Consider the following 17376-nt stretch of genomic DNA (forward strand, 5'->3'; position numbering starts at 1 on the left):
CTCAACTGCCCCCGGTGTGCACCTGGAAGGCCGCGCGGCGCACGGCCTTGGCCAGGGCGGGGTCGGGGTGCGCCGCGGCCAGCGCGACCAGGACCTGCACGGTGCGCGGGTGGCCGACCGCCCGCACCTCGTCGAGCAGGGCGGGCACGGTCGGCTGCACGGCTGACTCCAGATGCCGCACCAGCAGCGGGGCCTCGCCGTGGTCGGCGACGGCTGCGGCGGTGTCGACCCACAGCCAGGTGGCCTCCTCACGGGTGAGCACCTCGTGGGCGTCCTCGGGGTCGGCGCCGTCGTGCTCGGCGAGCCACAGCAGGGCGTACGGCCGCAGGGTCGGCTCGTCGAGCACGGCCCGCACGTCGGGCTCGGCGGGGGCGCCGACGACGCGCAGGGCCTCGAAGGCCAGGCCGCGCAGCAGGGCGTCCTCGCCGCGTGCGGCGTCGAGCAGTTCGGTGACGGCGCTGCCGACGGGGCGGGCCGCGAGCCAGGCGCGGTACTCCGCGCGGGCCGCGTTGGGCCGCAGCTGGGCGCAGCCGCGCAGCATGTCCTCGGCGGCGGCCTCGATGTTGCCGGCGGGGCTCTGCGCGGCGACGCAGATCTGCTCCAGCTTGACCCAGACCGCCCAGCTGCCCAGCGGGGTCAGGGTGGCCTGTGCCTCGCCGTAGGTGAGGGCGCCGACCGAGGCGAGGGCGTGCAGGGCCCAGTCGAGGAGCGGGGCGAGCTCGGCATCCTCGGGCGCGGTGTCACCGGACGCGGCGTCGTGGGCGGACGCGGTGCCGGGCTCCGGAGGGCTCGCGGGTTCGCGCTGGGGGCCGTAGGGGACCTCGCAGCGTTCGGTGCGCAGTTCCTGCACGCGCTGCTGGAGGAGGTCGAGGAGTTGCTCGACGGGGACCGGGCCGGCCGAGAGCTGGAGGAAGGAGAGCACCTGCGGCATCGCGGACACGACCTCGGCGACGGCGGCGGGCTCGTGCTCGGCGGGCTCGGGATGGGCGAGCGACCAGGCGTCGAAGAGGGCGACCCAGCCGCGCAGGACGGCGGTGTCGTCACGGTCCCAGGCACGCAGCCGCCAGCCGGGGCGGGCGCTGCCGCCGTGCACCTCGACGAGCCCGGCGAGGCGGGCGGTGTCCCAGTCGGCCCGGACCTGGGCCGGTGTCAGGCCGAGGTCCACGGCTGCGCGTTGGGTGGTGGCGTCGGCGAGGGTGGCCTTGCCGTCGGAGGTCGCGTTGCCCCTGCCGGGGCGCAGCGCGGCGTCGGCCCAGCGGGCGACGCGGGCCGCGCCGGCGAGCCTGGAGCGTGCCATTCCGGCCAGCTCCGCCGGGGCCGGTGTGCCCTCCGGCGGGCGGGGGGCGGGGCGGCGCGAGCGCCGCTGGTTCATCGCTCGGGGGGCGGCGGCCAGGGGTCGCGGGCGGACGAGTCGGAGCCTGGAGTCGCGCGGGATACGGGACGTCACGGGTGCAGTCTTCCGGTTGACGGTCCGAAAACCCAAACGGAATGTCACGGGGGGCGACGGGAGTGGCCAAGGGACGGGCGTTGGGAGGAGGTGCCGGACGGAATCCGGACAGTGGTACGGCGTTAAACGGAACCGTGGAGTGGGGTGGCGGGCGTGGGCGGTGAGTCGTGGGGCGAGGGGGTTGGAGGGGGGTTCCCGGTGGTCGGTGGTCGGTGCTTGGCGCTTGGCGCTTGGTGCTTGGTGCTTGGTGCTTGGTGCGACGTTCGCACGCCGGCCGTCGGCAGGCCCCGTGAGGTGGTCGCGGCAGGCCCTGTGAGAAACACCCCCGTAAGAGAGGGCGTCACATCAGGGGTGTCAGGAAGCGGCGGAGGGCTTCTTCGTATCCGGCCGGGTCGGCGTTCCACATGGCGTTGTGCGGGGCCTGCCGGACGGTGCGGAGAGCGACCAGGTCGGGACGGCGTTCGGCCAGGCGGCGCGAGAACACCCAGGGGGACACCATGTCGTCGGGGCCGTGGAAGATCAGGGTCGGGACCCTCAGCCGCTCGGGGTGCGCGGCCTCGTCGATGCCGTCGCCGTACAGACCGGTGCGCCCCTGGGCGGCGCGGACGGCCAGCGGCAACAGGGGTCCCGGGGTCCGCCGGGCGGCGGCGAGGGCACGCAGGGTCGCCTCCCAGTTGAGGACCGGTGAGTCGAGGACGAGTCCGCGGATGCGGGCCCGCACCGTGGAGTGCGCGGCGGCCCGCAGGGCCATGGTGGCGCCGGTGGACCAGCCGTAGAGGACGACGCGCGCGGCGCCGTGGCTCATGGCGTACCGGATCGCCGCGTCCACGTCGCGCCACTCGGTCTCGCCGAGATGACTGAGGCCGTCCGGGGGGCGCGGGGCGCCGAGGTCGCCGCGGTAGGAGAGGTCGAGCACCGGGAAGCGCAGGTCGTGCAGGAACTCCATGAAGTTCATGGGGTGTTCCCGGGTGGTGCCCAGACCGTGCGCGGTGATGACCCAGGTGTCCCGGGCGCCGGGCACGAACCAGGCGGGCAGGGGCCCGAGTTCGCCGGGTACCTCGACGTCCCTGTGGTCCAGGCCGAGGGCCGCTCCGGGGTCGCCGGTGTACAGGCTCGGGGTGAACCAGACCTTGTCGCCGGGCTCGAGGGTGCCGTGGGTGACGCGTTCGAGGCGGCGTACCACCGAGTCCGCGGGGTGCGGGGCGGAGTCCAGGACGGGGCCGACGACCGCGTGGGAGGCGGCGCCGGCGAGGCCGTAGGTGCCGGGGCGCAGGGAGGCGAGCGCGCGGGTGAGGGTGACGCGGCCCGCGGCGGTGCCGTGCACGGTGAGCCGGGGTTCGGTGGGCAGGGGCCGACCGGGCGGTGCCTTCAGCGCGGCGTCACTGGCGAACCGGCCGGCGGCCACGGCTGCGGCGCCGGCCACCGTCATGGCGGTGACGGCAGCGGCCGTCGCTTTGACAGTGCGCACGGGTCCAGTGTCCAGTCCGACCCGCCCGGCGGCCAGCGGAAGGACAGGGCGGTGTGATGCGACTCGGCGCGTGCGGGGGTGGTTCCGGGTGGTACGGGCGGGTTCGACGCCGCGGGCGGGAGAACGGCACCGGGGAGGTACGCCGACGAACGGTCACTCCGCCACCTGGCCGCGCACCGCCGGCACCCCCGCACCCAGCGCCCGGCGCCCACACCGGCACCGGCACCGGCACCGGCACCGGCACCGGCAGTCACGCCCCCTCACCCCCGGCAGTCACGCCCGGTCACCCCCGCTGCCCGTACCCCCGCAGCCGTTCCGCCGCCTCCTGCAGCTGCTCCTCCGACAGCAGGGACGGCGACAGGCCCGGTACGGAGGACGCCGTCAGCCACAGGCGGCACATCCACTCCAGCTGGGCCGTGCGGTCGTAGGCCTGGGCCAGGGTCGTGCCGTAGGTGATGGTGCCGTGGTTCTGGAGGAGGCAGCCGGAACGGTCGGCCAGGGCGCGCAGCATGTTCTCGGCCAACTCGTCGGTGCCGTAGGTCGCGTACGGGGCGACTCGGACGGGTCCGCCGAGCGCGCCGGCCATGTAGTGGATCACCGGGAGCTCCGGGACGAGCGTGGAGACGGCGGTGGCGTGCACGGCGTGGGTGTGGACGACGGCGCGGGCGTCGGTGACGCGGTAGACGGCGAGGTGCATGGGCAGCTCGCTGGTCGGGACGAGTGTGCCGCGCACCTGCCGGCCGTCGAGGTCGACACCGGTCAGGTCGTCCGGGGTGAGGCGGTCGTACGGGACGCCCGACGGGGTGAGCAGGACCGTGTCCCCGACACGGACGGAGACGTTGCCGGACGTACCGACGACCAGTCCCTCGGAAACGGTCCGGCGCGCCGTGGCCACGAGCTCCTCCCAGGCCCGGGCCTCCTCCGCCACCCCGCCGCTCCCCGGCGACTCGCGCACCTCCCGGGCGTCGCCGGGGACGCCCCGCGCTTCCCGCTCTTCCCGCTCTTCCCGCTCTTCCCACCGCTGTTCGGCCATGCCGCGATCCTGCCAGCCGAACCGCAGGAGCGTCCCGGCGCGGGCGCGCCGCAGGGGGAACTCTCCCCCTCCGGCAGGGCGCGCATCGCCGTCCCGCCCCGCTGCCCCGATTGGCCGGGGATCGATCAGGGCGCCCCACTTCGTCCGCGACGGCGGACGCACGGCAGGCGGACGGCAGGACGCCGCCGCCGGCGCTGGACATCGCATACAACCCGTACGACGACGGCGGCAGCGTGCCGGGTGACCAGAATCTCTTCACCGGGTCGACGACCCGGCTGAGGCGGTTCGCGAAGGGCGTCCAGCCGTGTGGGGCAAGGCCCGTGGCCCCGTCCGGGGAACCGTCGATTCCCCGGGCTGTGTCCACCCTCACTTCAGGACATCGGGAAGCCCCCCTCAGTTCACCTTTCGTTCATCTAGGTTACCTACGTTCATCCAGCCAATGACCTCGAACGATTGCCTGGGTAAATGGAAGGCATCTCGCTGATCCTCGCGATTGTGGTGGTAACCGCACTCGCGTTCGATTTCACGAACGGTTTCCACGACACCGCGAACGCGATGGCCACCACCATCTCGACAGGTGCCCTCAGACCCAAGGTCGCGGTGGCCATGTCCGCCGTCCTCAACCTGGTCGGCGCCTTCCTCTCCGTGGAAGTCGCCAACACGATCTCCAAGGGCCTGGTGGACGAGAGCGGCATGCGTCCCGAGGTCATCTTCGCCGCGCTGGTCGGCGCGATCCTGTGGAACCTGATGACCTGGCTGGTCGGCCTGCCGTCCTCCTCCTCGCACGCCCTGCTGGGCGGCCTGATCGGCGCCACCGTCGCCTCGGCCGGTGTCGGCGCGGTCCACGGCGACGTGCTGGTCACCAAGGTGCTGATCCCGGCGATCGCCGCTCCGCTGGTCGCGGGCATCGCGGCGATGATCGCGACGCGGCTGACGTACACGCTCGGCAGGAAGGCCGACGGCAAGGCCGCCGCGAAGGGCTACCGCGCCGGGCAGATCGCCTCCGCGGGCCTGGTCTCCCTGGCCCACGGCACCAACGACGCGCAGAAGACCATGGGCATCATCACCCTCGCCCTGGTCGCCGGCGGCACCCTCGCCCCCGACTCCGACCCGCCGATGTGGGTCATCCTCTCCGCGGGCCTGGCCATCGCGCTCGGCACCTACCTCGGCGGCTGGCGCATCATCCGCACGATGGGCAAGGGCCTGACCGACCTCCAGCCGCAGCAGGGCTTCGCCACGCAGACCAGCGCCGCCACCGTCATCCTGGCCTCCTCACACCTGGGCTTCTCCCTCTCCACCACGCACTCGGTCTCCGGCGCGGTGATGGGCGCGGGCCTGGGCCGCAAGGGCGGCGTGGTCCGCTGGTCGACGGCGACCCGGATGTTCGTCGCCTGGGGCCTGACGCTCCCGGCCGCCGCGCTGGTCGGCGCGATCGCCGAGTGGGTGACCGGCTTCGGCTCCTGGGGCACCGCCCTCGTCGCGGTCTTCCTGGTCGCCTCCAGCGCCGCGATCTGGAAGATCTCCCGCCGTGAGGTCGTCGACCACACGAACGTCAACGACACGGACGAGGAACCGGCCGGCGTGGTGACCGCGGCGATGGCCGCGGTGACGCCGCCCCCGGTCGGCACCCCGGCGGAGGGCCCGGCGGCGCAGGTCACCATCCCCTCCCCCGCCGCGGGCCCCGAATCCCCGGCCGCGGAGCCGACGCCCTCTCAGGCCAGCGTCTGAGCACCCGGTTACTGAAGGAAGCAGCAGCAACATGAAGATCGACTGGGCGGCCCTCGGCTCCGTCTTCGGCGTCAGCCTCGTGGTCACGGTGGCTCTGGTGGGCCTGTTCACCCTCGGTATCACCGGCCTGTCGCGGCGCGAACGCGCCGCGGAGCGGGGTGAGTCGGCGGCGCTGGCCGTCACCGGCGCGTACACCGCGTTCGCGGCCTGCGCGGCGGCCGTGGGATACGGCATCTATCTGATCGTCGCCTGACGGTCGTCACAAGGTCGTGCCCGACGGCCGCCACCTCTTGGCGGCCTGACGGCAGTTACGTCTTGGCGGCCCGACGGCCGTCACATTGTCCCTGAGGGCACTCACTGACGGCCTTCGGTGCTGTCGCGCCCTGCGCGGGCCCTCGACGAGGGCTCCGGCAGGGCGCTTCGTCGTGCGGCGCGACGGACGGGCGCGGACGTGCGGGAGACCCGTGCCGCCCGTGCCGTGTGGGCCTCAGCACACTTGCCCCGTCGCAGGTCAACGGCAAGTTGACGGGTGTTCCGGCCCCATGGTGGACTGCCGGAGCCATGTACGGCGGCAGGAGAGGAAGCCCGGTGCGAATCCGGCGCGGTCCCGCCACTGTGACCGGGGAGGAAACCCCCGGGAGCCAGGAACTCTCACCGCCGGTCTCGTCGAACCAGGGCGTGGACACCCTGAGTGAGGACATAACGCGATGCTCGGCTGCCCAGTCAGGTCCCGTACCAGGTCTCTGCCCGACCCCACGGCCGGCTGAGCCGCATGCGTGCCGGTCGCGTCTTCGCGTACGGCGCCGCCGCCGGCCTCCTCGGCGACCTCCTGCTCGGCGATCCACGCCGCGGGCATCCGGTCGCCGCGTTCGGGCACGCCGCCGGGGCCGTGGAGCGGGTGCTGTGGCGGGACCACCGCGGGTGGGGCGTGCTGCACACCGTCGTGTGCGCCGGTGGCGCCGTCGCGCTGGGCGCCGCGGCCCGTCGGTCCGTACGCTCCTCCCCCGCCGCTTCCGTCGCGCTGACCGGCGTCGCCACCTGGGCCGTCGTCGGCGGGACTTCGCTCGGCCGGGAGGCCCGGGCCGTCGGGCGTGCCCTGGAGGCGGGGGACGTCGAGGGGGCGCGGGCGCGGCTGCCGCACCTGTGCGGGCGGGATCCTCAGGCGCTGGACGCGGACGGGATCGCGCGGGCGGTGGTGGAGTCCGTCGCGGAGAACACCTCCGACGCCGTGGTGGGGGCGTTGGTGTGGGGGGCCGTCGGCGGGGTGCCGGGGCTGCTCGGGTTCCGGGCCGTCAACACGCTGGACGCGATGGTGGGGCACAGGTCGCCCGCGTACCGGAAGTACGGGTGGGCTTCGGCGCGGCTCGACGACCTCGCGGGGTGGCCGGGGGCCCGGTTGACCGCAGTCCTCGCCGTGCTGGCGGGTGGTGACCCGCGGGGCGCCGTGCGGGCGTGGCGGGCTGATGCCGCGAAGCACCCGAGTCCCAACGCGGGGCCCGTGGAGGCGTCGTTCGCCGGGGCGTTGGGGGTGCGGCTCGGGGGGACGTTGTCGTATGCGGGCCGGGTCGAGCACCGGCCCGTACTGAACGGTGGGGGGCGTGCGGTGCAAGTGGCCGACATCGAGCGGGCCGTCCGGTTGTCCCGGCGGGTCGGCGGGCTGGCGTTCGGGGTGACCGCGGCGGGGGCGCTGCTGTGGGCGCGGCTGTCGGGGAGGCCCGCGTGACCGGCCGTGGGCTGCTGGTCGCCGGCACCACCTCCGATGCCGGCAAGAGCGTCGTCACCGCCGGGATCTGCCGGTGGCTGGTGCGGCAGGGGGTCAAGGTCGCGCCGTTCAAGGCGCAGAACATGTCGCTCAACTCGTTCGTCACCCGCGAGGGCGCCGAGATCGGGCGGGCGCAGGCCATGCAGGCGCAGGCGTGCCGGGTGGAGCCGACCGCGCTGATGAACCCGGTGCTGCTCAAGCCGGGCGGGGAGCGGCGCAGCCAGGTGGTGCTGCTGGGCAAACCCGTCGGGGAGATGAGCGCGCGCGGGTACCACGGCGGACGGCAGCAGCGGCTGCTGGGGACGGTTCTCGACTGCCTCGCCGAACTGCGGGGCACGTATGACGCGGTGATCTGTGAGGGGGCCGGCAGTCCGGCCGAGATCAACCTGCGGCGGACCGACATCGTGAACATGGGGATCGCCCGGGGCGCCGGGCTTCCCGTGCTCGTCGTCGGCGACATCGACCGCGGCGGGGTCTTCGCCTCCTTCTTCGGGACGGTGGCGCTGCTGTCGCCCGAGGACCAGGCCCTGGTCGCCGGGTTCCTCGTCAACAAGTTCCGCGGGGACGTCAGCCTCCTCGCACCCGGCCTCGACATGCTGCGCGACCTCACCGGTCGGCCCGCGTACGGCGTGCTGCCGTACCGGCACGGTCTCGGCATCGACGAGGAGGACGGTCTGAGGGTGTCGCTGCGTGGCACCGTGCGGGAGTCGGCCGTCGCCCCGCCCGTCGGTGAGGACGTGCTGCGGGTCGCCGTGTGCGCGATCCCCCTGATGTCCAACTTCACCGACGTCGACGCGCTGGCCGCCGAACCCGGAGTCGTCGTCCGGTTCGTGGACCGCCCGGAGGAGCTGGCCGACGCCGACCTCGTGGTCGTCCCGGGCACGCGCGGCACCGTCCGGGCCCTGGAGTGGCTGCGGGAGCGGGGGCTGGCGGACGCCCTCGCCCGCAGAGCCGCCGAGGGCCGGCCGGTGCTGGGCGTCTGCGGGGGCTTCCAGATCCTCGGCGGGCACATCGAGGACGACGTCGAGAGCCGCCGCGGCCACGTCGACGGCCTCGGGATCCTGCCCGTGCGGGTGCGCTTCGCCCGCGAGAAGACCCTCACCCGGCCCGTCGGCGAGGCCCTCGGGGAGCCGGTCGAGGGCTACGAGATCCACCACGGCGTCGCCGACGTCCACGGCGGTGAACCCTTCCTGGACGGCTGCCGGGTCGGCCAGACCTGGGGCACCCACTGGCACGGTTCCCTGGAGTCGGACGGCTTCCGGCGCGCCTTCCTGCGCGAGGTGGCCGCCGCCGCGGGCCGCCGCTTCGTGCCCGCGCCGGACACCTCCTTCGCCGCGCTGCGCGAGGAGCAGCTGGACCGGCTCGGCGACCTGATCGAACAGCACGCGGACACGGACGCGCTGTGGCGGCTCATCGAGTCCGGCGCGCCGCAAGGACTGCCCTTCATCCCACCGGGAGCGCCCGCATGAGCACTGTGTTGTTGTTGTCGACCGCGGACACCGATCTGCTGGCGGCCCGTGCCTCCGGCGCCTCGTACCGGATCGGCAACCCGACCCGCGTCGACGTCGCCGGCGAGCTGCCGACGCTGATCGAGGGCGCGGACGTCGCCGTCGTACGGCTGCTGGGCGGCAAGCGTGCCTGGGAGGACGGGCTGGCCGCGCTGAAGGCGTCAGGGATTCCGACCGTGCTGCTCGGCGGGGAGGCCGTGCCCGACGCCGAGCTGATGGCGGAGTCGTCCGTGCCCGCGGGAGTCGTGGCGGAGGCGCTGCGCTATCTCGTCGAGGGCGGGCCCGCCAACCTCACCGAGCTGGCGCGGTTCCTGTCGGACACCGTGCTGCTGACGGGAGAGGGCTTCGAGGAGCCGCGGAAGATGCCGCAGTACGGCGTCCACGGCTCCCGTCCGCTCCAGGACGGCCGGCCGACCGTCGGCGTGCTCTTCTACCGGGCGCACGAACTGAGCGGCAACACCGCCTTCGTCGACACCCTCTGCGACGCGATCGAGGTGCACGGCGCCAACGCCCTGCCGGTCTACTGCGGTTCGCTGCGCGGGGCCGACGCCGGGCTGTACGAGATCCTCGCGCGGACCGACGCCCTGGTCGCCACCGTCCTCGCCGCCGGCGGCACCCACGCGTCGCGGGCCTCGGCGGGCGGCGACGAGGAGGCCTGGGACATCGGCGCGCTCGCCGAGCTGAACGTGCCGGTGCTGCAGGGCCTGTGCCTGACGTCGTCGAAGGCCGCCTGGGACGAGTCGGACGCGGCCCTGTCCCCCATGGACGCGGCCATGCAGGTGGCCATCCCCGAGTTCGACGGCCGTCTGATCACCGTGCCGTTCTCCTTCAAGGAGCAGGGCCCCGACGACGTGCCCGTGTACGTCGCCGACCCCGAGCGGGCCGCGCGGGTGGCCGGGATCGCCGTACGGCACGCCCGACTGGGGCACAGGCCGAACGCCGAGAAGAGGATCGCGCTGGTCTTCACCGCCTACCCGACCAAGCACTCGCGCGTCGGCAACGCGGTGGGCCTGGACACGCCCGCGTCGGCGGTGCGGGTGCTCGACGCGCTGCGGGACGCCGGGTACGGCGTCACCGGGTACCCCGACAACGGCGACGAGCTGATCCACCGGCTGATCGAGGCCGGCGGGCACGACGTGGAGTGGCTGACGGAGGACCAGCTGGCCGCCGCGCCGGCGCGCGTCCCGCTCGCCGACTACCAAGCGTGGTTCGACGAGCTGGACCCGGAGCTGCGGGACGCCATGGCCGAGGCGTGGGGCGACCCGCCGGGCTCGCTGTACGTCGACGGTGACGACATCGTGCTCGCCTCCCTGCGGTTCGGGAACGTCGTCGTGATGATCCAGCCGCCGCGCGGCTTCGGCGAGAACCCGATCGCGATCTACCACGACCCCGACATGCCGCCGTCCCACCACTACATGGCGGCCTACCGCTGGCTGGACAACAGCTTCGGCGCCGACGCGGTCGTGCACATGGGCAAGCACGGCACGATGGAGTGGCTGCCCGGCAAGGGACTCGGGCTGTCGCGAGGCTGCGCTGCGGACGCCGTCCTCGGTGATCTGCCCCTGATCTACCCGTTCATCGTCAACGACCCCGGCGAGGGCACCCAGGCCAAGCGGCGCGGTCACGCCACCGTCGTCGACCACCTCGTGCCGCCGATGGCGCGTGCGGACACGTACGGCGACCTGGCCAAGCTGGAACAGCTGCTCGACGAGTACGCGCTGGTCTCCGACCTCGACCCGGCGAAGGCGCCCGCAGTGCGCGCGCAGATCTGGACCCTCGTCAAGGCGGCCGAGCTCCACCACGACCTGCAGGTGAACGAGCAGCCGGACGACGACGCGTTCGACGAGTTCGTGATGCACATCGACGGCTATCTGTGCGAGATCAAGGACGTGCAGATCAGGGACGGACTGCACGTCCTGGGCGGCGGGCCGGTGGGTGAACCGCGCGTCAACCTGGTCCTCGCGGTGCTGCGCGCCTCGCAGGTGTGGGGCGGGCAGGCGAACGCGCTGCCCGGTCTGCGGGCGTCGCTGGCCGAGCACTTCGGGCTGGTCGAGAAGGAGCTGCTGGCCGAGCCGGGCGCTCCGGTGAAGGTGCCGCTGGAGCTGACGGACCTGGTGGACGGTCCGGCACGGACCGCCGCCGACGCGATCGATCTGCTGGAGCAGCTGTGCCGGCGGATCGCGGAGGGCATGGAGCAGCGGCACTGGGCGGTCGCCGAGAGCGCCACCCTCGTCCGGGAGGTGACCGGCGCCCAACTGCCCGAGGCCGTCGCCGTCGTGGAGTTCGCCTGCACCGAGGTCGTCCCGCGCCTCGCCCGCACCACCGACGAGATCGGCCACATCCTCGAGGCGCTCGACGGCGGTTACGTCCCGGCGGGCCCGTCGGGGTCGCCGACCCGGGGCCTGGTCAACGTCCTGCCGACGGGCCGGAACTTCTACTCCGTCGACCCCAAGGCCATCCCGTCCCGGCTGAGCTGGGAGGTCGGCCAGTCGCTTGCGGACTCGCTGGTGCAGCGCTACCTCGCCGACAACGGGGAGTACCCGAAGTCCGTGGGCCTGACGGTCTGGGGCACGTCGGCCATGCGCACCCAGGGCGACGACGTCGCCGAGATCCTGGCGCTGCTGGGGTGCCGGCCCGTGTGGGACGAGGCGTCCCGGCGGGTCACCGGGTTCGAGATCATCGGTCTCGAGGAACTGGGCCGGCCCCGCATCGACGTCACCGTCCGCATCTCCGGCTTCTTCCGGGACGCGTTCCCGCATGTGGTCGGGCTGATCGACGACGCGGTGCGGGCGGTGGCCGAGCTGGACGAGCCGGCCGGGTCCAACTACGTCCGGGCGCACGTGGAGGAGGACACCGCGGAGCACGGCGACCGGCGGCGGGCGACGGCCCGTGTCTTCGGCTCGAAGCCGGGGGCGTACGGCGCGGGTCTGCTGCCGCTGATCGACGCCCGCAACTGGCGCAGCGACGCCGACCTGGCCGAGGTGTACGCCGTCTGGGGCGGCTACGCGTACGGGCGCGGGCTCGACGGGCGGGCGGCCCGGGGGGACATGGAGACGGCGTTCCGGCGGATCGCGGTCGCCGCGAAGAACGTCGACACGCGCGAGCACGACCTGGTCGACGCCGACGACTACTTCCAGTACCACGGCGGCATGGTCGCCATGGTCCGGCACCTCACGGGCGCCTCCCCCGAGGCGTACGTCGGCGACTCGGCCACCCCCGACCGGGTCAGGACCCGCACCCTCGGCGAGGAGACGCACCGCGTCTTCCGCGCCCGCGTGGTCAACCCGCGCTGGATGGCGGCGATGCGCCGGCACGGCTACAAGGGCGCCTTCGAGATGGCGGCCACCGTCGACTACCTCTTCGGCTACGACGCCACCGCCGGGGTCGTGGACGACTGGATGTACGAGAAGCTCAGCGCCGAGTACGTCTTCGACGCGGAGAACCGGGACTTCATGAAGAAGTCCAACCCGTGGGCGCTGCGCGGCATCACCGAGCGGCTGCTGGAGGCCGCCGACCGGGGGCTGTGGGCGGAGCCGGACGCGCAGACGCTCGAGCGGCTGCGCGCCACCTACCTGGAACTGGAAGGCGACCTGGAGGGCGACGCCAAGTGATCACCCCGTTCCCGTTCACGGCCGTCGTAGGCCAGGACGACCTGCGGCTCGCGCTGCTGCTGAACGCCGTGTCCCCGGCCGTCGGCGGAGTGCTGGTGCGCGGCGAGAAGGGCACCGCCAAGTCGACGGCGGTGCGGGCGCTGTCGGCGCTGCTGCCGGAGGTCGCCGTGGTCCCCGGGTGCCGCTTCTCCTGCGACCCGGACGCCGCCGATCCCGCGTGCCCCGACGGGCCGCACGAGGCGGGCACGCGCGCCCAGCGGCCGGCCCGCATGGTCGAACTGCCCGTCGGTGCCTCGGAGGACCGGCTCGTCGGCGCGCTCGACATCGAGCGGGCGCTCGCCGAGGGGGTCAAGGCCTTCGAGCCCGGGCTGCTCGCCGACGCGCACCGCGGCATCCTCTACGTGGACGAGGTCAACCTCCTCCACGACCACCTGGTCGACCTGCTGCTGGACGCCGCCGCGATGGGCGCCTCGTACGTGGAGCGCGAGGGTGTCTCCGTACGGCACGCCGCCCGTTTCCTGCTCGTCGGGACCATGAACCCGGAGGAGGGCGAGCTGCGGCCGCAGCTGCTCGACCGGTTCGGGCTGACCGTCGAGGTGACGGCCTCACGGGAGCCCGACCAGCGGGTCGAGGTGGTCCGCAGGCGCCTGGCACACGACGACGACCCGGCCGCCTTCGCCGCCCGCTGGGCCGACGAGGAGGCCGCCGTACGGCAGCGGATCGTCGCCGCGCGGAAGCTGCTGCCCTCGGTGCGCCTCGGCGACGGCGCGCTCCGGCAGATCGCGGCGACCTGCGCGGCGTTCGAGGTGGACGGCATGCGCGCCGACATCGTGATGGCCCGTACGGCGACCGCGCTGGCCGCGTGGGCGGGCCGCACCGACGTGCTCGCCGAGGACGTGCGGCAGGCCGCGCTGCTGGCGCTGCCGCACCGGCGCCGCCGGAACCCCTTCGACGCGCCCGGCCTCGACGAGGACAAGCTCGACGAGACCCTCGAGGAGTTCGCCGGGCCCGACGACGATCCCGATCCCGATCCCGGTCCGGACGGACCCGGCGGGGGCGGTGGGCAGCCGGCCCCGGACGCACCGCCGCGGGGCGGGGACACCGGGGCCCGTCCCGAGGCGGGCGAGGACGGCGAACCGCAGCCGTCCGGGGCCGGTGAGCAGTCCGCCGTAGGGGCCGCCGAGCCCTTCCGGACGAAGGTGCTGAGCGTCCCGGGCCTCGGCGAGGGCTCCGCCGGGCGGCGTTCGCGCGCCCGGACCGAGCACGGGCGGACCACGGGCGCCCGGCGTCCGCGGGGCGCCCTGACCAGGCTGCACCTGGCGGCGACCGTGCAGGCGGCGGCGCCGCACCAGCGGGCGCGGGGCCGGTCGGGCCCGGGACTGGTCGTGCGCCGGGACGATCTGCGCCAGGCGACCCGGGAGGGGCGCGAGGGCAACCTGGTGCTGTTCGTGGTCGACGCCTCCGGGTCGATGGCCGCGCGGCAGCGCATGAGCGCCGTGAAGGGCGCCGTGCTGTCGCTGCTGCTCGACGCCTACCAGCGGCGGGACAAGGTGGGGCTGGTGACCTTCCGGGGTGCGGCGGCCGATGTCGCGCTGCCGCCGACCTCCTCCGTGGACGCCGCCGCCGCGCGGCTGGAGTCGCTGCCGACGGGCGGGCGCACGCCGCTGGCGGCGGGGCTGCTGAAGGCGCACGAGGTGCTGCGGGTGGAGCGGCTGCGGGATCCGGCGCGCCGGCCGCTCGTCGTGGTGGTGACGGACGGCCGGGCCACCGGCGGTCCGGAGCCGGTCGCGCTCGCCGCCCGCGCCGCGCGGCTGTTCGCGGCCGACGGGGTCGCGTCGGTGGTCGTGGACTGCGAGTCCGGGCCGGTGCGGCTGGGGCTCGCCGCCCAGCTCGCGGGCGAGCTGGGCGGGACGGCCGTGACGCTGGACGAGCTGCGGGCGGACGCGATCGCCGGGCTGGTGAAGGACGTACGGAGGAGGGCCGCGTAATGCCGCAGGGACAGCCGAGTGTCATCCCGGACGACGGGCTGACGACGCGTCAGCGACGCAACCGGCCGCTGGTCGTCGTGCACACGGGCGTCGGCAAGGGCAAGTCGACGGCCGCCTTCGGGCTGGCGCTGCGGGCCTGGAACCAGGGCTGGCCGATCGGGGTGTTCCAGTTCGTCAAGTCGGCGAAGTGGAAGGTCGGCGAGGAGCGGGCACTGCGCGTGCTCGGCGACTCCGGTGAGGGCGGGACCGTCGCCTGGCACAAGATGGGCGAGGGCTGGTCCTGGGTGCAGCGGGACGCCCAGATGGACAACGAGGAGAAGGCCCGGGAGGGCTGGGAGCAGGTCAAGCGGGACCTGGCCGCCGAGACGTACCGGCTGTACGTGCTCGACGAGTTCGCCTACCCGATGCACTGGGGGTGGGTGGACGTCGGCGAGGTCGTGTCCGTGCTGCGGGACCGGCCGGGCACCCAGCACGTGGTGATCACCGGGCGGAACGCGCCGCGGGAGCTCGTCGACGTCGCCGATCTCGTGACCGACATGTCCAAGGTCAAGCATCCGATGGACGTCGGGCAGAAGGGGCAGAGGGGCATCGAGTGGTGACGTCCGTGCCCCGGCTGGTGATCGCCGCGCCCGCCTCGGGGAGCGGCAAGACCACCGTCGCCACGGGGCTGATGGCCGCGCTCGCCGCGCGGGGGCTCGCCGTGTCGGCGCACAAGGTCGGGCCGGACTACATCGACCCCGGCTACCACGCGCTCGCGACCGGGCGGGTGGGCCGCAACCTCGACGCGTACCTGTGCGGCCCGGAGCTGATCGGGCCGCTGTTCGCGCACGGGGCGCGCGGGTGCGACGTCGCTGTCGTCGAGGGGGTGATGGGGCTGTACGACGGGGCCGCGGGGCAGGGCGAACTGGCGTCCACCGCGCAGGTGGCGAAGGTGCTGCGGGCGCCGGTGGTGCTGGTGGTCGACGCGTCGTCGCAGTCCCGCTCGGTGGCGGCGCTGGTGCACGGGTTCGTGTCGTGGGACCCGGAGGTGCGGGTCGGGGGCGTGATCCTGAACAAGGTCGCGTCGGACCGGCACGAGGAGCTGTTGCGGGAGGCGCTGGAGTCGGTCGGGGTGCCGGTGCTGGGGGTGCTGCGGCGGGCGCCGCAGGTGGACACTCCCTCGCGGCATCTGGGGCTCGTGCCGGTCGCGGAGCGGCGGGGTGCGGCGGTGGAGGCCGTCGCAGCGATGGCCTCGCAGGTGCGTGAAGGGTGCGATGTGGAAGGGCTGCTGGGGCTGGCGCGTACTGCGGGGGCGTTGTCATGTGCGGCCTGGGACGCGGGCGAGGCCTTGGTTTCCTCGCCCCCGCCGCCCCTGCCCGTTCCCGTCCCCGGGCGCACCGCCCCTTCGCATCCACCGGAGGGCTCTGCCCCCTGGACCCCCGATCGGCCTGAACGGGCTCGTCCTCGCACGCCGGACGGGCTGATGGGTGCCGGGGCGCGTGTGAGGGTCGCCGTTGCCGGTGGGGCCGCGTTCACCTTTTCCTACGCCGAGCATGCCGAGTTGCTCGCCGCTGCCGGGGCCGAGGTCGTCGTGTTCGATCCGCTGCGGGACGAAGAGCTGCCCGAGGGCACGGACGGGCTGGTCGTCGGGGGTGGGTTCCCCGAGGTGTACGCCGGGGAGTTGTCGGCCAACGAGCCGCTGCGCAAGGCCGTTGCCGCCCTAGCGGAGACCGGCGCGCCCGTCGCCGCCGAATGTGCGGGACTACTGTATCTGTGCCGGGAGCTGGACGGGCGGCCGATGTGCGGCGTGCTGGACGCGGTCGCGCGGATGTCGGAGCGGCTGACCCTCGGATACCGGGACGCCGTGACCGTGAGCGACAGTGTGCTCGCCGGCGTGGGGACGCGGATGCGGGGCCACGAGTTCCACCGGACGGTCGTCGAGCCGGGTGCCGGGGCGGCACCGGCGTGGGGGGTGCGTGCGCCCCGGCCGCGCGTCGAGGGTTTCGTACAGCGCGGTGTGCACGCGAGTTATCTGCACACGCACTGGGCGTCCGCGCCCGGTGTCGCCCGTCGGTTCGTGGAGAGGTGCCGGACGTCATGAGCAGCAGGCTGATCGGGGTGGGGGTCGGGCCGGGCGATCCGGAACTGGTGACCGTGAAGGGCGTCAACGCCCTGCGCGCCGCCGACGTCGTCGTCGTGCCGGTGATGGCCGCGGCCGACGGGACGGACGGCGGGGAGCGGGGACGCGCCGAGGCGACCGTGCTGCACTACGTGCCCGGGGAGAAGGTCGTCCGGGTCGTGTTCGCGCTGAACGAGCGGAGCGACCGGGCCCGCCGGGAGGCGGCGTGGGACGCGGCGGGCGAGCGGGTCGCCGGGCTGCTGCGACGGCACGCCTCCGTCGCCTTCGCCACCATCGGCGACCCGAACGTGTACTCCACGTTCACCTATCTCGCCCAGACCGTCGGCGAGCTGGTCCCGGGCACCGTCGTCGAGACCGTGCCCGGCATCACCGCCATGCAGGACCTCGCCGCCCGGTCGGGTGCCGTGCTGACGGAGGGGACCGAGCCGCTGACGCTGGTGCCGGTGACCGCCGGGACCACGGTGCTGAAGGAGGCGCTGAACGGGCCCGGGACCGTCGTCGCCTACAAGTTCGGGCGGCAGGCCGCCGAGGTCGCCGAGGCGCTGCGGGACAGCGGGCGGCTGGAGGGCGCCGTGTGGGGCTCGGCGCTCGGGCTGCCGGAGCAGTCCGTCCAGCCCGCCGGTGAACTCGACGGGGCGCCGCTGCCGTACCTGTCCACGCTCATCGCGCCCCCGCGGCGCGACGGCGGGCGGGGCGGCAAGCTGTGAGGACC

General features: G+C 74.2%; 12 protein-coding genes and 1 riboswitch. Of the genes, 9 read left to right on the forward strand and 3 right to left on the reverse strand.

Annotated elements, in window-relative coordinates:
* Position 1: 1 nt before the first annotated feature.
* From IPT68_RS08495 to IPT68_RS08505, 3 genes are all read right to left on the reverse strand, one after another.
* Positions 2-1447 (reverse strand): hypothetical protein, encoded by a 1446-nt coding sequence (locus IPT68_RS08495; protein WP_189698765.1) that lies wholly within the window; start codon positions 1445-1447, stop codon positions 2-4.
* A gap of 340 nt (positions 1448-1787) precedes the next feature.
* Positions 1788-2915: an alpha/beta hydrolase gene (locus IPT68_RS08500; protein ID WP_189698766.1), complete on the reverse strand. Its 1128-nt coding sequence runs from the start codon at positions 2913-2915 to the stop codon at positions 1788-1790.
* Positions 2916-3198: 283 nt separating this feature from the next.
* Positions 3199-3948 (reverse strand): class II aldolase/adducin family protein, encoded by a 750-nt coding sequence (locus IPT68_RS08505; protein WP_189698767.1) that lies wholly within the window; start codon positions 3946-3948, stop codon positions 3199-3201.
* 465 nt (positions 3949-4413) lie between these two features.
* Here IPT68_RS08505 and IPT68_RS08510 point away from each other — a divergent pair, with 465 nt between their 5' ends.
* From IPT68_RS08510 to cobI, 9 genes are all read left to right on the forward strand, one after another.
* On the forward strand, positions 4414-5676 hold the full coding sequence (locus tag IPT68_RS08510; RefSeq protein ID WP_189698768.1) for an inorganic phosphate transporter: 1263 nt from the start codon (positions 4414-4416) through the stop codon (positions 5674-5676).
* 31 nt (positions 5677-5707) lie between these two features.
* Positions 5708-5929 (forward strand): hypothetical protein, encoded by a 222-nt coding sequence (locus tag IPT68_RS08515; RefSeq protein ID WP_189698769.1) that lies wholly within the window; start codon positions 5708-5710, stop codon positions 5927-5929.
* A 276-nt stretch (positions 5930-6205) separates the two neighbouring features.
* Positions 6206-6346: riboswitch (cobalamin riboswitch) on the forward strand.
* Between the two features lie 102 nt (positions 6347-6448).
* Positions 6449-7399 carry a cobalamin biosynthesis protein gene (locus IPT68_RS08520; protein WP_189698770.1) on the forward strand — a complete coding sequence of 317 codons (951 nt, stop codon included), beginning with the start codon at positions 6449-6451 and terminating at the stop codon, positions 7397-7399.
* Positions 7396-8907 (forward strand): cobyric acid synthase, encoded by a 1512-nt coding sequence (locus IPT68_RS08525; RefSeq protein WP_189698771.1) that lies wholly within the window; start codon positions 7396-7398, stop codon positions 8905-8907. The genes IPT68_RS08520 and IPT68_RS08525 overlap by 4 nt, the downstream gene beginning before the upstream one ends.
* On the forward strand, positions 8904-12557 hold the full coding sequence (gene cobN, locus IPT68_RS08530) for a cobaltochelatase subunit CobN (RefSeq protein WP_189698772.1): 3654 nt from the start codon (positions 8904-8906) through the stop codon (positions 12555-12557). Before IPT68_RS08525 ends, cobN begins: the two co-directional genes overlap by 4 nt.
* Complete coding sequence (locus IPT68_RS08535; RefSeq protein WP_189698773.1) at positions 12554-14545, forward strand: putative cobaltochelatase; 1992 nt, start codon at positions 12554-12556, stop codon at positions 14543-14545. The genes cobN and IPT68_RS08535 overlap by 4 nt, the downstream gene beginning before the upstream one ends.
* Positions 14545-15144, forward strand: coding sequence for a cob(I)yrinic acid a,c-diamide adenosyltransferase (gene cobO, locus IPT68_RS08540; protein ID WP_189698774.1), 600 nt, complete (start codon positions 14545-14547; stop codon positions 15142-15144). Before IPT68_RS08535 ends, cobO begins: the two co-directional genes overlap by 1 nt.
* On the forward strand, positions 15138-16625 hold the full coding sequence (locus IPT68_RS08545) for a cobyrinate a,c-diamide synthase (protein WP_189698775.1): 1488 nt from the start codon (positions 15138-15140) through the stop codon (positions 16623-16625). The genes cobO and IPT68_RS08545 overlap by 7 nt, the downstream gene beginning before the upstream one ends.
* Positions 16622-17371, forward strand: a complete 750-nt coding sequence (cobI, locus tag IPT68_RS08550) for a precorrin-2 C(20)-methyltransferase (RefSeq protein WP_189698776.1) — start codon at positions 16622-16624, stop codon at positions 17369-17371. The genes IPT68_RS08545 and cobI overlap by 4 nt, the downstream gene beginning before the upstream one ends.
* Positions 17372-17376: the final 5 nt, after the last annotated feature.

Origin of the sequence: Streptomyces chromofuscus (assembly GCF_015160875.1) — a bacterium.
GTDB classification, from domain to species: Bacteria; Actinomycetota; Actinomycetes; order Streptomycetales; family Streptomycetaceae; genus Streptomyces; species Streptomyces chromofuscus.

Bases quoted from the DNA above. Each gene is read 5' to 3' on its own strand.
- cobO (WP_189698774.1), top strand. From the start codon at position 14,545: ATGCCGCAGGGACAGCCGAGTGTCATCCCGGACGACGGGCTGACGACG.
- IPT68_RS08520 (WP_189698770.1), top strand. From the start codon at position 6,449: ATGCGTGCCGGTCGCGTCTTCGCGTACGGCGCCGCCGCCGGCCTCCTC.
- cobN (WP_189698772.1), top strand. From the start codon at position 8,904: ATGAGCACTGTGTTGTTGTTGTCGACCGCGGACACCGATCTGCTGGCG.
- IPT68_RS08505 (WP_189698767.1), bottom strand. From the start codon at position 3,948: ATGGCCGAACAGCGGTGGGAAGAGCGGGAAGAGCGGGAAGAGCGGGAA.
- IPT68_RS08515 (WP_189698769.1), top strand. From the start codon at position 5,708: ATGAAGATCGACTGGGCGGCCCTCGGCTCCGTCTTCGGCGTCAGCCTC.
- cobI (WP_189698776.1), top strand. From the start codon at position 16,622: ATGAGCAGCAGGCTGATCGGGGTGGGGGTCGGGCCGGGCGATCCGGAA.
- IPT68_RS08510 (WP_189698768.1), top strand. From the start codon at position 4,414: ATGGAAGGCATCTCGCTGATCCTCGCGATTGTGGTGGTAACCGCACTC.